Here is a 14,187-nt window from a genome sequence, read left to right as displayed (position 1 = left end):
TCCACGATCACCCAAGGTGATCTATGCCCATCGGAGGCAGGCGGCAGCAGCCATCGACAACTCGACCTGGTCACGGTACGCGCGGCTGCGCCATTCGGTCAAACCAGCTCCGGCAGGGGACACTGTGCACAGCCTGTGGACAACGACTTGTACCGCAGTGGCCACGCTGACTACCGTGGCCAGACTCCGGATTCGTGGGCTTCCCCCCTGATCCGCCCCGATCCCGCCCGGATCGGACCACACCGACCCGTCCCAGAACCACTCCTTCGTGGGACCCGTGAGAGAGCGTGCCCTGTGGCTGATGTACCCGCCGATCTTGCCGCAGTCTGGCCGCGCGTACTGGAGCACCTCCTCGGGGACGGGCGCGGGCAGGGTGTCGAGGCCAAGGACGAGCAGTGGGTCCGGCGCTGCCAGCCGCTGGCGCTGGTCGCCGACACGGCGCTGCTCGCGGTGCCGAACGAGTTCGCCAAGGGGGTCCTGGAGGGCCGGCTCGCCCCGGTGGTGAGCGAGACGCTGAGCCGGGAGTGCGGCCGCCCGATCCGGATCGCCATCACCGTCGACCCGACCATGGGCGACCCCGCTCCCCCGCAGCGCTACCCGGAACCCCCCGCCCGCCCCGTCCAGGAGCGCGGCTACGGCTACCCCCCGTACGGCGCGGCCGGCGAGCGGCGCGGCGAGGAGCCCGAGCCCGAGGAGCAGCAGCCGCCCCGCGAGGAGGAGCGCCGCCCCGGCGCGTTCCCCTTCCCCCAGGACCACGGCCGCTACGAGTACGAACAGGAGCCCCTCGGCGGCGACCGCTACGAGGCCGGCCGCTACGACCAGGACCGCCACACCGCCGAGCCGTACCCCCAGGAGCAGGGCTACCCCCAGGAGCAGTACGGGGACGGTTACGGCCAGGACCGTTACGACGGGCAGCGCGGCCAGGAGCAGGGGGGCGGCGGAGAGCTGCGGGACGAGGAGCGCCGGGGCCGTGACGGTCTGCCGCAGGCCCGTCCCGCCTACCCGGAGTTCCAGCGTCCGCGGCCCGAGCCGGGTGCCTGGCCGCGCGCACAGGACGACTACTGGCAGCAGCCCCGCCTCGGCTACCCGGAGCGGGACTCCTACACCGGGCCCTCGCACAGCGGGTCCGGCCAGCACGACTTCCGGCCCTCGGGGTCCGAGCGCGGGGACTACGGGCGGCGCGAGCCGCTGGACGACGGGCACGACCCGCGCGGTCCCCGTGAGGGGCGCGGCGCGCACGGCGGCCACGGGGTGCACAGCGGCGGGCCGGTCGGCTCGGCGCTGCCCGCCTCCAGCGGCGCGCCCGGTCCGCTGGCCGCCCAGCCGGCGCCGGCGACCGGGCCCGGCGAGCCGACGGCGCGGCTGAACCCGAAGTACCTCTTCGACACCTTCGTCATCGGCGCCTCCAACCGCTTCGCCCACGCGGCCGCCGTCGCGGTCGCCGAGGCGCCGGCCAAGGCGTACAACCCGCTCTTCGTCTACGGGGAGTCGGGTCTCGGCAAGACGCATCTGCTGCACGCCATCGGGCATTACGCGCGGAGCCTCTATCCGGGGACGCGGGTGCGGTACGTGAGCTCGGAGGAGTTCACCAACGAGTTCATCAACTCGATCCGTGACGGCAAGGGCGACAGCTTCCGCAAGCGGTACCGCGAGATGGACATCCTGCTCGTCGACGACATCCAGTTCCTGGCGGACAAGGAGTCGACGCAGGAGGAGTTCTTCCACACCTTCAACACCCTGCACAACGCCAACAAGCAGATCGTGCTCTCCTCGGACCGGCCGCCCAAGCAGCTGGTGACGCTGGAGGACCGGCTGCGGAACCGGTTCGAGTGGGGGCTGATCACCGACGTCCAGCCGCCGGAACTGGAGACGCGGATCGCGATTCTGCGGAAAAAGGCGGTCCAGGAGCAGCTCAACGCCCCGCCGGAGGTCCTGGAGTTCATCGCCTCGCGCATCTCGCGGAACATCCGCGAGCTGGAGGGCGCGCTGATCCGGGTGACGGCCTTCGCCTCGCTCAACCGGCAACCGGTCGACCTCGGCCTCACCGAGATCGTGCTCAAGGACCTGATCCCCGGCGGCGAGGACGCGGCCCCGGAGATCACCGCCACCGCCATCATGGCGGCCACCGCCGACTACTTCGGGCTGACCGTCGAGGACCTCTGCGGTTCCTCGCGCAGCCGTGTGCTGGTGACGGCCCGGCAGATCGCCATGTACCTCTGCCGGGAGCTGACGGACCTGTCGCTGCCGAAGATCGGGGCACAGTTCGGCGGGCGCGACCACACCACGGTCATGCACGCCGACCGCAAGATCCGCGCCCTGATGGCGGAGCGCCGCTCGATCTACAACCAGGTCACGGAGCTCACCAACCGCATCAAGAACGGCTGACCGGCCGTACGCGCCCTTCTCCTTGTTACTAGGGCCCGTACGGGCCTCCTGGCTCTCCCCGGCCCCGTCCGCGCCTGTCCCCAGGCGGTGGACGGGGCTTCGTCGTGCGTGGCGCGCGTCCGGAAGAGGGCTTCAGGGGCCCCGAATCCGTCTCCCGGGAGCCCTTCTCGCCCCTCCCGGGCCGCCGTCCGCCTCAGTTCTCGCGGCTCCGTCCGGCGCCCGTCGTTCGAATAGTGATCTGTGCACGGGAGTTCTCCACAGATTCGTCAGGTTCATGGCGTCCACAGCTTGGGGACTGCGGAGTTGTCCAGATCCTGTCCACAGGCGGCCCGAGTGAGAGATCATCAGTCCAGGTCGGAAGGGTGGGGATCAGTGGACAGAAGATATCCACAGGCTGTGGATCATTTTTCGTCCACAGGGAGGGGTTGACGGTTGTCCACCGGCGGCCCACAGGCAGGCCGGTGTTGTGCACAGCTTTCGCGGGCTTTCCCACAGCGCTGTCCACTGTTCGGCAACCCAACGCGCCCACTCACCACTCGGAGTGAACCGCGTCACACGAAGTTGCCGCAGTGCCCTGTGGGGAACTCGACCAAACCTGGGGACGCAGCTGGGGAGAACTCACCCTCCGCTGTGGACCGTGTGTGGGTAACTTCGGGCCGTCCACAGGAACCCCCGGTTGTCCACCGGCTCCATGCACAGGACCGGTGGACAAAAAACCGCCTCCGACCTGCGAAGACGGGGTTATCCACGGAATCCACAGGCCCTACTACTACGTCCATGAGTAGAGAGCTAGGAATCCGTTTCGAAGTGGGTGCTGTGCACAACTCGGCCCGAGCGCCGATCCGGGCCGATCTCGCGATTTGACCCGGGGCCGCACGGACTGTCGGTGGTGTGCGTCAGACTGGTGCACGGCGGCAGGACGCCGGGACGGCATCGACGAGGCAGCGGCACCTGAGCCGGAAGCACTCACCGACTGCCCCTCCGGTACCCACCGCCGCCGACTTCATCCGTGGCCCGCCCGCCGCGGAGAGCGACCGGGCCCGGCCCGCCGCAGCAGCAGGACCAGCAAGACGACCAGACAGACGACGGCCAGCAGGGCGAGAGCAGCCAGCAAGCGCAGGAGGCGGCTTACGGTGAAGATCCGGGTGGAACGCGACGTACTCGCGGAGGCAGTGGCCTGGGCGGCCCGCTCCCTCCCGGCCCGGCCGCCGGCCCCGGTTCTCGCGGGCCTGCTGCTGAAGGCGGAGGACGGCGCCCTCTCCCTGTCGAGCTTCGACTACGAGGTCTCGGCGCGGGTCTCCGTCGAGGCCGAGACCGAGGAGGAGGGCACCGTCCTCGTCTCCGGCCGGCTCCTCGCCGACATCTGCCGCGCCCTCCCCAACCGCCCGGTGGAGATTTCCACAGACGGTGTACGGGCGACGGTGAACTGCGGCTCCTCCCGCTTCACCCTCCACACCCTGCCGGTGGAGGAGTACCCGGCCCTGCCGCAGATGCCGACCGCCACGGGCACCGTCCCCGGCGACGTCTTCGCCTCGGCCGCCGCCCAGGTCGCCATCGCCGCGGGACGTGACGACACCCTCCCGGTGCTCACCGGTGTCCGCGTCGAGATCGAGGGCGACACCGTCACCCTCGCCTCCACCGACCGCTACCGCTTCGCGGTCCGCGAGTTCCTGTGGAAGCCCGAGGACCCGGAGACCTCCGCCGTCGCCCTGGTCCCCGCGAAGACCCTGCTCGACACCGCCAAGGCCCTGACCAGCGGCGACAGCGTCACCATCGCACTGGCCGGCTCCGGCGCGGGTGAGGGGCTCATCGGCTTCGAGGGCGCCGGCCGCCGCACCACCACCCGGCTGCTCGAGGGCGACCTGCCGAAGTACCGCACGCTCTTCCCGACCGAGTTCAACTCCGTCGCGGTGATCGAGACGGCGCCCTTCGTGGAGGCCGTCAAGCGCGTCTCCCTGGTGGCCGAGCGCAACACCCCGGTCCGGCTCAGCTTCGAGGCCGGCGTGCTCACCCTGGAGGCCGGCTCCAGCGACGACGCACAGGCTGTGGAGAGGGTCGACGCCCAGCTGGAGGGCGACGACATCTCGATCGCCTTCAACCCGACCTTCCTGCTGGACGGCCTCTCCGCGATCGACTCGCCCGCCGCCCAGCTCTCCTTCACGACCTCGACCAAGCCGGCCCTGCTCAGCGGCAAGCCCGCGGTCGACGCCGAGGCGGACGAGGCGTACAAGTACCTGATCATGCCCGTACGACTGAGCGGCTGAGCCCACAGGTGTGCGGCGGGGGACGGCAGTAGGCTCGGGCAGCGTCACGCAATGCCCGAACGCAGCGAAGGAACACTGATGGAGCTCGGTCTCGTCGGCCTCGGCAAGATGGGCGGCAACATGCGCGAGCGCATCCGCCGCGCAGGCCACACCGTCATCGGATACGACCGCAACCCCGATCTGGCGGACGTCCAGAGCCTGGAAGAGCTGGTGGGCCGCCTCAAGGGCCCGCGCGTCGTCTGGGTGATGGTCCCGGCCGGTGCCGCCACCCAGGCGACCATCGATGAGCTGTCCGAGCTCCTGGAGCCCGGCGACATCGTGGTCGACGGCGGCAACAGCCGCTGGACCGACGACGAGAAGCACGCCGTGCAGCTCGGCATCAAGGACATCGGCTTCGTCGACTGCGGCGTCTCCGGCGGCGTCTGGGGCCTGGAGAACGGCTACGCCCTGATGTACGGCGGCACCGAGGAGAACGTCGCCAAGGTCCAGCCGGTCTTCGACGCGCTCAAGCCCGAGGGCGAGTTCGGCTCGGTCCACGCGGGCAAGGTCGGCGCCGGCCACTTCGCCAAGATGGTCCACAACGGCATCGAGTACGCCATGATGCAGGCGTTCGCCGAGGGCTGGGAGCTGCTGGAGAAGGCCGACTCGGTCACCGACGTCCGGGAGATCTTCCGCTCCTGGCAGGAGGGGACCGTCATCCGCTCCTGGCTGCTCGACCTCGCGGTCAACGCGCTCGACGAGGACGAGCACCTGGAGCAGCTGCGCGGCTGGGCCGCCGACTCCGGAGAGGGCCGGTGGACGGTCGAGGCCGCCATCGACAACGCCGTGCCGCTCCCCGCCATCACCGCCTCGCTCTTCGCCCGCTTCTCGTCCCGCCAGGACGACTCGCCGCAGATGAAGATGATCGCCGCGCTGCGCAACCAGTTCGGCGGCCACGCGGTTGAGGCGAAGAAGTAACCCAGTACACCGCCGGGGAGGTCGGCTTCCGTCCATGCACGTCTCGCACCTGTCGTTGGCCGACTTCCGCAGTTACGCCCGGGCCGACCTCGCGCTCGACCCGGGCGTCACCGCCTTCGTCGGACCCAACGGCCAGGGCAAGACCAACCTGGTCGAGGCCGTCGGCTACCTCGCTACCCTCTCCAGCCACCGGGTCTCCTCGGACCAGCCCCTGGTCCGGGCCGGGGCGGAGCGGGCGGTGATCCGCGCGGCCGTCGAGCACGGCGAGCGGCGCCGCACCATCGAGCTGGAGCTCAACCCGGGCAAGGCCAACCGCGCCCGGGTCAACCGCTCCTCGCAGGTCAAGCCGCGTGACGTGCTCGGCATCGTGCGCACCGTGCTCTTCGCCCCCGAGGACCTCGCCCTGGTCAAGGGCGACCCGGGCGAGCGCCGCCGCTTCCTCGACGAGCTGGTCACCGCCCGCAGCCCCCGGATGGCCGGGGTCCGCTCCGACTACGACCGGGTCCTCAAGCAGCGCAACACCCTGTTGAAGACGGCCGCGCTCGCCCGCCGCCACGGCGGCCGCACCATGGACCTCTCCACCCTCGACGTCTGGGACCAGCACCTCGCCCGCGCCGGCGCCGAACTGCTCGCCCAGCGCCTCGACCTCGTCGCCACCCTCCAGCCGCTCACCGACAAGGCGTACGAGCAGCTGGCCCCCGGCGGCGGCCCCGTCCACCTGGAGTACAAGCCCTCGGCGGCCGGCACCGGCACCACCCGGGAGGAGCTGTACGGCTCGCTCCTGGAGGCCCTGGCCGAGGTCCGCAAGCAGGAGATCGAGCGTGGCGTCACCCTCGTCGGCCCGCACCGCGACGACCTCCTCCTGCGCCTGGGCGACCTCCCCGCCAAGGGGTACGCCTCGCACGGCGAGTCCTGGTCGCTGGCGCTCGCCCTGCGCCTGGCCAGCTACGACCTGCTGCGCTCCGAGGGCGGCGAGGCGACCGGCGAGCCGGTGCTCGTCCTCGACGACGTCTTCGCCGAGCTGGACGCGCGGCGCCGCGAGCGCCTGGCCGAGCTGGTCGCCCCGGGCGAGCAGGTCCTGGTGACCGCCGCCGTCGACGAGGACGTGCCCCCGGTCCTCGCGGGCGCCCGCTTCCGCGTCACCCGGGGCGAGGTGGCGCGGGTATGACCGACCCGAAGAAGGGCGCCGAGCCGACCGGCGTCGACCTGGCCCGGGTGGCGCTGCGCGCCGCCCGCGAGCAGGCCCGGGCCCAGGGCGCGGCGGCCCAGCAGAAGAAGCAGGCCCGGCGCGGCGGCGTACGCTCCGGGGCCCGCGCGGACGGGCGCGACCCGCTGCCGCTGGCCTCGGCGATCACCCGGCTGATGACCGAGCGGGGCTGGGAGAAGCCGGCCGCGGTCGGCGGCGTCATGGGTCGCTGGCCGCAGATCGTCGGCCCGGACCTGGCCAACCACTGCGTGCCCGAGCGGTACGACGAGGACGCCCGGGTCCTGACCGTGCGCTGCGACTCGACGCCCTGGGCCACCCAGGTCCGCCTGCTCGCCCCCCAGCTGGTGGCCCGCCTCAACAAGGACATCGGCCCCGGCACCGTCACCTTCCTCAAGGTCATGGGCCCCTCCGGCCCCTCCCGCCGGTACGGCCCGCTCCGGGCGCCGGGGAGCAAGGGGCCCGGGGACACGTACGGGTGACCGGGGGCTGGCCGCTCCCCGGCCCGGGACCCCGTCCTCCGGCATGTGAGCTTGTGCACGCCGCACCCCGGTGAGGCGCCCGCCCGGCTCCCCCCGGGACGGCGGCGGTGGCCTGTCTCCGGGAGCCCCTGCCGTCACTCGCGCCCCCCGCACCTCGTCCCACGTACTCCTCCCGGCGTTCGAAAGCCCCTTCCGCCACCCCAGAAAACCGCCTCCCACCTGGGCTTTCTCCCTCCTGGCCGGGGTCACCCGAACGACCTCCGCGCACCCCCTGTCCGCAGGTTGACGCGACGGAGCCACCCCGAAGCGCTGAGTGCCACTGTGAGCCTCCTGAAGCCCTGGGCCGCATATGGGGAGTCGAAAGTGGGCGGTTCAGTGCCGCAGATGCGAACTCAGGTACCAGCAAGGCCCCATTACCGTCGGCGCTAGCGGTAGACTGGGCTCGATTCGCGCCTCCTTCACCGGGAGGCCGGACAGAGACGCACCGCAGGCCCCCACCGGGGTGCCGAAGAGCGCGCCTCGCCCCAGCAACCGCTGACCGAGACCGAACGACGCAGCCGCATCCCGGCTCTCCGGGGATCAAGGCTTGAGCTGTGCCAGAAAGGGCGCTTCGTGGCCGATTCCGGCAACCCCAACGAGAACATCCCGTCCACCGGCCCGGGCGAGGAGGACGCGTCCGGCACCCCGCAGGCAGCGGAGTCGGTCGTCGCGGCACCCGAGGGCGCGGCGATCGAGGCGCCCGTGTCGTACGACGCCAGCGCGATCACGGTCCTGGAGGGCCTGGACGCGGTCCGCAAGCGGCCCGGCATGTACATCGGCTCGACCGGTGAGCGCGGCCTGCACCACATGGTCCAGGAGGTCGTCGACAACTCCGTCGACGAGGCGCTGGCCGGCCACGCGGACTTCATCGACGTGACGATCCTGGCCGACGGCGGCGTCCGCGTCATCGACAACGGCCGTGGCATCCCGGTCGGCATCGTCCCCTCCGAGGGGAAGCCCGCCGTCGAGGTCGTCCTCACCGTGCTGCACGCGGGCGGCAAGTTCGGCGGCGGCGGCTACGCGGTCTCCGGCGGTCTGCACGGCGTCGGCGTCTCCGTGGTCAACGCGCTCTCCACGCGCGTCGCCGTGGAGATCCGCACCGACGGCTACCACTGGACGCAGAGCTACGAGCGCGGCGTCCCGACCGCGCCGCTCGCCCAGGGCGAGGCCACCGAGGAGACCGGCACCTCGGTCACCTTCTGGGCCGACGGCTCGATCTTCGAGACCACCGACTACTCCTTCGAGACGCTCTCCCGGCGCTTCCAGGAGATGGCGTTCCTCAACAAGGGCCTCACCATCAAGCTCACCGACGAGCGCGCCTCCGCCAAGGCGACCGCCGGTGCCGACTCGGACGAGGCCACGGCGGGCGAGCCCGAGGAGCCGCGCACCGTCACGTACCACTACGAAGGCGGCATCGTCGACTTCGTGACGTACCTCAACTCCCGCAAGGGCGAGGTCATTCACCCGACGGTGATCGACATCGAGGCGGAGGACAAGGACCGGCTCCTCTCCGTCGAGGTCGCCATGCAGTGGAACGGCGGGTACAGCGAGGGGGTCTACTCCTTCGCCAACACCATCCACACCCACGAGGGCGGCACCCACGAGGAGGGCTTCCGCGGCGCGCTGACCACCCTGGTCAACAAGTACGCCCGGGACCGCAAGCTGCTGCGCGAGAAGGACGACAACCTCACCGGCGACGACATCCGCGAGGGCCTGACGGCGATCATCTCCGTCAAGCTCGGCGAGCCGCAGTTCGAGGGCCAGACCAAGACCAAGCTGGGCAACACCGAGGCCAAGACCTTCGTGCAGAAGGTGGTCTACGAGCACCTGGCCGACTGGTTCGACCGGAACCCGAACGAGGCCGCGGACATCATCCGCAAGGGCATCGCCGCCGCCACCGCCCGCGTGGCGGCCCGCAAGGCGCGCGACCTGACCCGCCGCAAGGGTCTGCTGGAGACCGCCTCGCTCCCCGGCAAGCTCTCGGACTGCCAGTCGAACGACCCGGTCAAGTGCGAGATCTTCATCGTCGAGGGCGACTCGGCCGGCGGCTCCGCCAAGTCCGGCCGTGACCCGATGTACCAGGCCATCCTGCCGATCCGCGGCAAGATCCTGAACGTCGAGAAGGCCCGCATCGACAAGATCCTGCACAACCAGGAGATCCAGGCGCTCATCTCGGCCTTCGGCACCGGGGTCCACGAGGACTTCGACATCGAGAAGCTCCGCTACCACAAGATCATCCTGATGGCCGACGCCGACGTCGACGGCCAGCACATCAACACCCTGCTGCTCACCTTCCTCTTCCGCTTCATGCGGCCGCTGGTCGAGGCGGGTCACGTCTTCCTCTCCCGCCCGCCGCTGTACAAGATCAAGTGGACCCGGGACGACTTCCAGTACGCCTACTCCGACCGCGAGCGCGACGCGCTGATCGCCCTCGGCCGCGAGCAGGGCAAGCGCATCCGCGACGACTCGGTCCAGCGCTTCAAGGGTCTCGGTGAGATGAACGCCGAGGAGCTGCGCATCACCACGATGGACCAGGAGCACCGCGTCCTCGGCCAGGTCACCCTGGACGACGCCGCCCAGGCCGACGACCTCTTCTCCGTCCTCATGGGCGAGGACGTCGAGGCCCGCCGCCAGTTCATCCAGCGCAACGCCAAGGACGTCCGCTTCCTCGACATCTGACGGCGCCGCCGCCTCCGCCCGCCCAGGCGGGGGCGGCGCCACGACTTCGTCCTCGTAACCGAACCGCCCGCCCCCGTCCACCGCGGCGGCCGGCTGCGGGGGATTCGCTCCCGAAGGGAACCAGCACGGCCATGGCCGACGAGAACAACCCCAGCACTCCCGAGATCGAGATCGACGCCGAGGGCCTCCCGCTGGCCATGCGGGTCGAGCCCGTCGGGCTCGAGACCGAGATGCAGCGCTCGTACCTCGACTACGCGATGTCCGTCATCGTCTCGCGCGCGCTGCCCGACGTCCGCGACGGCCTGAAGCCGGTCCACCGGCGCGTGCTGTACGCGATGTACGACGGCGGCTACCGGCCCGAGAAGGGCTTCTACAAGTGCGCCCGCGTCGTCGGCGACGTGATGGGCAACTACCACCCGCACGGCGACTCCTCGATCTACGACGCCCTGGTCCGCCTCGCCCAGCCCTGGTCGATGCGGATGCCGCTGGTCGACTCGAACGGCAACTTCGGCTCCCCGGGCAACGACCCGGCCGCCGCCATGCGGTACACCGAGTGCAAGATGGCGCCGCTGTCGATGGAGATGGTCCGCGACATCGACGAGGAGACCGTCGACTTCACGGACAACTACGACGGCCGCTCCAAGGAGCCCTCGGTCCTCCCGGCCCGCTTCCCCAACCTGCTGATCAACGGCTCGGCGGGCATCGCGGTCGGCATGGCCACCAACATCCCGCCGCACAACCTCCGCGAGGTCGCGGCCGGTGCCCAGTGGTACCTGGAGAACCCCGAGGCCGACCCGGACACCCTGCTGGACGCGCTGATCGAGCGGATCAAGGGCCCCGACTTCCCGACCGGCGCCCTGGTCGTCGGCCGCAAGGGCATCGAGGAGGCGTACCGGACCGGGCGCGGCTCCATCACGATGCGCGCGGTGGTCGAGGTCGAGGAGATCCAGAACCGCCAGTGCCTGGTCGTCACCGAGCTGCCCTACCAGGTCAACCCGGACAACCTCGCGCAGAAGATCGCCGACCTGGTGAAGGACGCCCGGATCGGCGGCATCGCCGACGTCCGCGACGAGACCTCCTCGCGGACCGGCCAGCGCCTGGTCATCGTCCTCAAGCGGGACGCGGTCGCCAAGGTCGTCCTCAACAACCTCTACAAGCACACCGATCTCCAGACCAACTTCGGCGCCAACATGCTGGCCCTGGTCGACGGCGTGCCGCGCACCCTCTCGCTCGACGCCTTCATCCGGCACTGGGTCGCCCACCAGATCGAGGTCATCGTCCGGCGGACCCGCTTCCGGCTGCGCAAGGCCGAGGAGCGCGCGCACATCCTGCGCGGTCTGCTGAAGGCGCTGGACGCGATCGACGAGGTCATCGCGCTGATCCGGGCCAGCGACACGGTCGAGGTCGCCCGCGGCGGCCTGATGGAGCTGCTGGAGATCGACGAGATCCAGGCCAACGCGATCCTGGAGATGCAGCTCCGCCGGCTCGCCGCCCTGGAGCGTCAGAAGATCGTCGCCGAGCACGACGACCTCCAGGCCAAGATCGACGAGTACAACGCGATCCTCGCCTCGCCGGAGCGGCAGCGGCAGATCATCAGCGAGGAACTGGCCGCGATCGTCGACAAGTTCGGCGAGGACCGGCGTTCGGCGCTGGTGCCCTTCGACGGCGACATGTCCATCGAGGACCTGATCGCCGAGGAGGACATCGTCGTCACGATCACCCGTGGCGGCTACGTCAAGCGCACCAAGACCGACGACTACCGCTCGCAGAAGCGCGGCGGCAAGGGCGTCCGGGGCACGAAGCTCAAGGAAGACGACATCGTCGACCACTTCTTCGTCTCCACCACCCACCACTGGCTGCTCTTCTTCACCAACAAGGGCCGCGTCTACCGCGCCAAGGCGTACGAGCTGCCCGACGTCGGCCGCGACGCCCGCGGCCAGCACGTCGCCAACCTCCTCGCCTTCCAGCCGGACGAGTCCATCGCGCAGATCCTCGCCATCCGCGACTACGACGCGGCGCCGTACCTGGTGCTCGGCACCAAGGGCGGACTGGTCAAGAAGACGCCCCTGAAGGATTACGACTCGCCCCGCTCCGGCGGTGTCATCGCGATCAACCTGCGTGAGACGCCGGACGGTTCGGACGACGAGCTGATCGGCGCCGAGCTGGTCTCGGCCGACGACGACCTGCTGCTGATCAGCAAGAAGGCCCAGTCCATCCGGTTCACCGCCACCGACGAGTCGCTGCGCCCGATGGGCCGCGCCACCTCCGGCGTGAAGGGGATGAGCTTCCGCGAGGGCGACGAGCTGCTCTCGATGAACGTCGTCCGCCCGGGTACCTTCGTCTTCACCGCCACGGACGGCGGGTACGCGAAGCGCACAGGCGTCGACGAGTACCGCGTGCAGGGCCGTGGCGGACTCGGCATCAAGGCTGCGAAGATCGTCGAGGACCGCGGAGAGCTGGTCGGCGCGCTGGTGGTCGAGGAGACCGACGAGATCCTCGCCATCACGCTCGGCGGCGGTGTGATCCGCACGCGCGTCAACGAGATCAGGGAGACCGGCCGTGACACCATGGGCGTCCAGCTGATCAACCTGGGCAAGCGCGATGCCGTGGTGGGCATCGCCCGCAACGCCGAGGCCGGCCGCGAGGCCGAGGAGGTCGACGGTGACCTTCCCGCCGAGGGGGCCGACGGCGAGGCGGCCAGTGGTACGGACGGGGACACCCGGTCCCCGGCCGAGGGCACCGAGCCCTCGGCGGAGTAGCACGAGGAGAGAGTCAACGTGAGCGGAGCCACGGGCGCCGGAGCGAGTGGAGCCGGCAACGGCGTTCGTGGCTCCGCCACGCACCAGGCCGAGGCCGGAGGCACCGCCTCCGCGGGTGGGGGGAGAACCGTGACGGACACGCGCGAGCCCGATTCCCTGGGGGCCCAGCCCTACCCGGGCACCCAGGGCGGCGGCCGGCAGTACCAGGGGTACGACCAGTACGAGGCCGGGCCGCTGCCCGGCGAGCGCCCCGGCGCCGAGGCGGGCCCGGCGCAGCCCTACACCCCGCCGCAGGCGTACCCGACGCCCGAGCAGCCGGGTGTGCGGCGGCCCCGGACGGGGGCGCGCACCCAGCCGCGTACCCGCAAGGCGCGGCTGCGGGTGGCCAAGGCCGACCCGTGGTCGGTGATGAAGGTGAGCTTCCTGCTCTCCATCGCGCTCGGCATCTGCACGATCGTGGCGGCGGCGGTGCTGTGGATGGTCATGGACGCCATGGGCGTCTTCTCCACGGTCGGCGGCACCATCGCCGAGGCGACCGGGTCGAGCGAGTCCAACGGCTTCGACCTCCAGTCGTTCCTGTCGCTCCCCCGGGTGCTGATGTTCACCTCGATCATCGCGGTGATCGACGTGGTCCTGGCGACGGCCCTGGCCACGCTGGGCGCCTTCATCTACAACCTCTCCGCCGGCTTCGTCGGCGGGGTCGAGCTGACGCTCGCCGAGGACGAGTGAGACGGGCCCCGCGACGGGGCCGCCGAACCGTCACCGAGGGCGGGGCCGGAGCTTGTGGCCCCGCCCTCCGGCGTCCCGGACGGGCCGCCCGCATACCGATTTTGGTGGTGGCCCCCCGGTGGGTTAATGTTTAGGAGTCAGCGCGCGGGACAACGCCCCGCAGAGCGCGGCGGGGCTATAGCTCAGTTGGTTAGAGCGCATCCCTGATAAGGATGAGGCCACAGGTTCAAATCCTGTTAGCCCCACAGACACGAAGGCCCCCACCGGGAACGGCGGGGGCCTTCGGCGTGTGTGCCGACGTCAGCCGGTCCGTGAGGAGGGCGCGGCCATGGAGGACGAGTCGGCCCGCCCCCTCAGCGAGCTGCGGCAGGGCAGGACGGTGCGGGCGACGATCACCAGTCACCAGCCGTGGGGCCTCACGGCGAAGCTCGACGCGTACGAACCCGTGGGCGCCTCGCTGGACACGATCCGCCGCGGAACCGAGCCGGGGGTGGAGCGGCTGGTGCGGCAGCTGCCGCCGGTGGGGGCCGCCGTCGACCTGGTCGTGGGCGAGGTGCGTGACTGGCAGCACGAGCCGTGGATATGGATCGACCTCACGGCGCCCGGTACGGCCGAGGACTGACCCTGCCCCGGGTGGCGCCGTTCGGGAGCGCCCTCGCTCCGGGTTGCGGGCGGGGCGAGGGCGTGGC

General features: G+C 70.9%; 9 protein-coding genes and 1 tRNA gene. All 10 read left to right on the top strand.

Going from position 1 to position 14,187, the window contains the following annotated elements:
* Window positions 1-294: 294 nt before the first annotated feature.
* The 10 genes from dnaA to OIM89_RS15015 all read left to right on the top strand — a co-directional run bounded on the left by dnaA (window position 295) and on the right by OIM89_RS15015 (window position 14,120).
* Window positions 295-2,385 (top strand): chromosomal replication initiator protein DnaA, encoded by a 2,091-nt coding sequence (dnaA, locus tag OIM89_RS15060; RefSeq protein WP_030696695.1) that lies wholly within the window; start codon window positions 295-297, stop codon window positions 2,383-2,385.
* A 1,133-nt stretch (window positions 2,386-3,518) separates the two neighbouring features.
* A complete protein-coding gene (dnaN, locus tag OIM89_RS15055) occupies window positions 3,519-4,649 on the top strand; it encodes a DNA polymerase III subunit beta (protein WP_003949371.1) in 1,131 nt (376 codons plus the stop codon).
* A gap of 78 nt (window positions 4,650-4,727) precedes the next feature.
* The gene (gene gnd, locus OIM89_RS15050; protein ID WP_003949370.1) at window positions 4,728-5,606 is read left to right on the top strand and encodes a phosphogluconate dehydrogenase (NAD(+)-dependent, decarboxylating); all 879 of its coding nucleotides are present in this window, start codon (window positions 4,728-4,730) and stop codon (window positions 5,604-5,606) included.
* Window positions 5,607-5,640: 34 nt separating this feature from the next.
* Window positions 5,641-6,774, top strand: coding sequence for a DNA replication/repair protein RecF (recF, locus tag OIM89_RS15045; protein WP_030696696.1), 1,134 nt, complete (start codon window positions 5,641-5,643; stop codon window positions 6,772-6,774).
* Window positions 6,771-7,292: a DUF721 domain-containing protein gene (locus OIM89_RS15040; RefSeq protein ID WP_030696697.1), complete on the top strand. Its 522-nt coding sequence runs from the start codon at window positions 6,771-6,773 to the stop codon at window positions 7,290-7,292. The genes recF and OIM89_RS15040 overlap by 4 nt, the downstream gene beginning before the upstream one ends.
* 612 nt (window positions 7,293-7,904) lie before the next feature.
* Complete coding sequence (gene gyrB, locus OIM89_RS15035; protein WP_030696698.1) at window positions 7,905-10,010, top strand: DNA topoisomerase (ATP-hydrolyzing) subunit B; 2,106 nt, start codon at window positions 7,905-7,907, stop codon at window positions 10,008-10,010.
* Window positions 10,011-10,141: 131 nt separating this feature from the next.
* Entirely contained in the window at window positions 10,142-12,769 is a 2,628-nt protein-coding gene (gyrA, locus tag OIM89_RS15030; protein ID WP_030696699.1) for a DNA gyrase subunit A, read from the top strand.
* An 18-nt stretch (window positions 12,770-12,787) separates the two neighbouring features.
* Window positions 12,788-13,498: a DUF3566 domain-containing protein gene (locus tag OIM89_RS15025; RefSeq protein WP_226964099.1), complete on the top strand. Its 711-nt coding sequence runs from the start codon at window positions 12,788-12,790 to the stop codon at window positions 13,496-13,498.
* Window positions 13,499-13,669: 171 nt separating this feature from the next.
* Window positions 13,670-13,743: transfer RNA gene (locus OIM89_RS15020), tRNA-Ile, on the top strand.
* Between the two features lie 83 nt (window positions 13,744-13,826).
* Entirely contained in the window at window positions 13,827-14,120 is a 294-nt protein-coding gene (locus OIM89_RS15015; RefSeq protein ID WP_030696701.1) for a hypothetical protein, read from the top strand.
* The last annotated feature ends 67 nt before the right edge of the window (window positions 14,121-14,187 follow it).

The organism is Streptomyces sp. BI87 (genome assembly GCF_025957665.1).
In the GTDB taxonomy this organism is placed as follows: domain Bacteria; phylum Actinomycetota; class Actinomycetes; order Streptomycetales; family Streptomycetaceae; genus Streptomyces; species Streptomyces albidoflavus.
The sequence above is the reverse complement of the archived record's forward strand: the minus strand, read 5'-3'. Positions and strand labels throughout refer to the sequence as shown.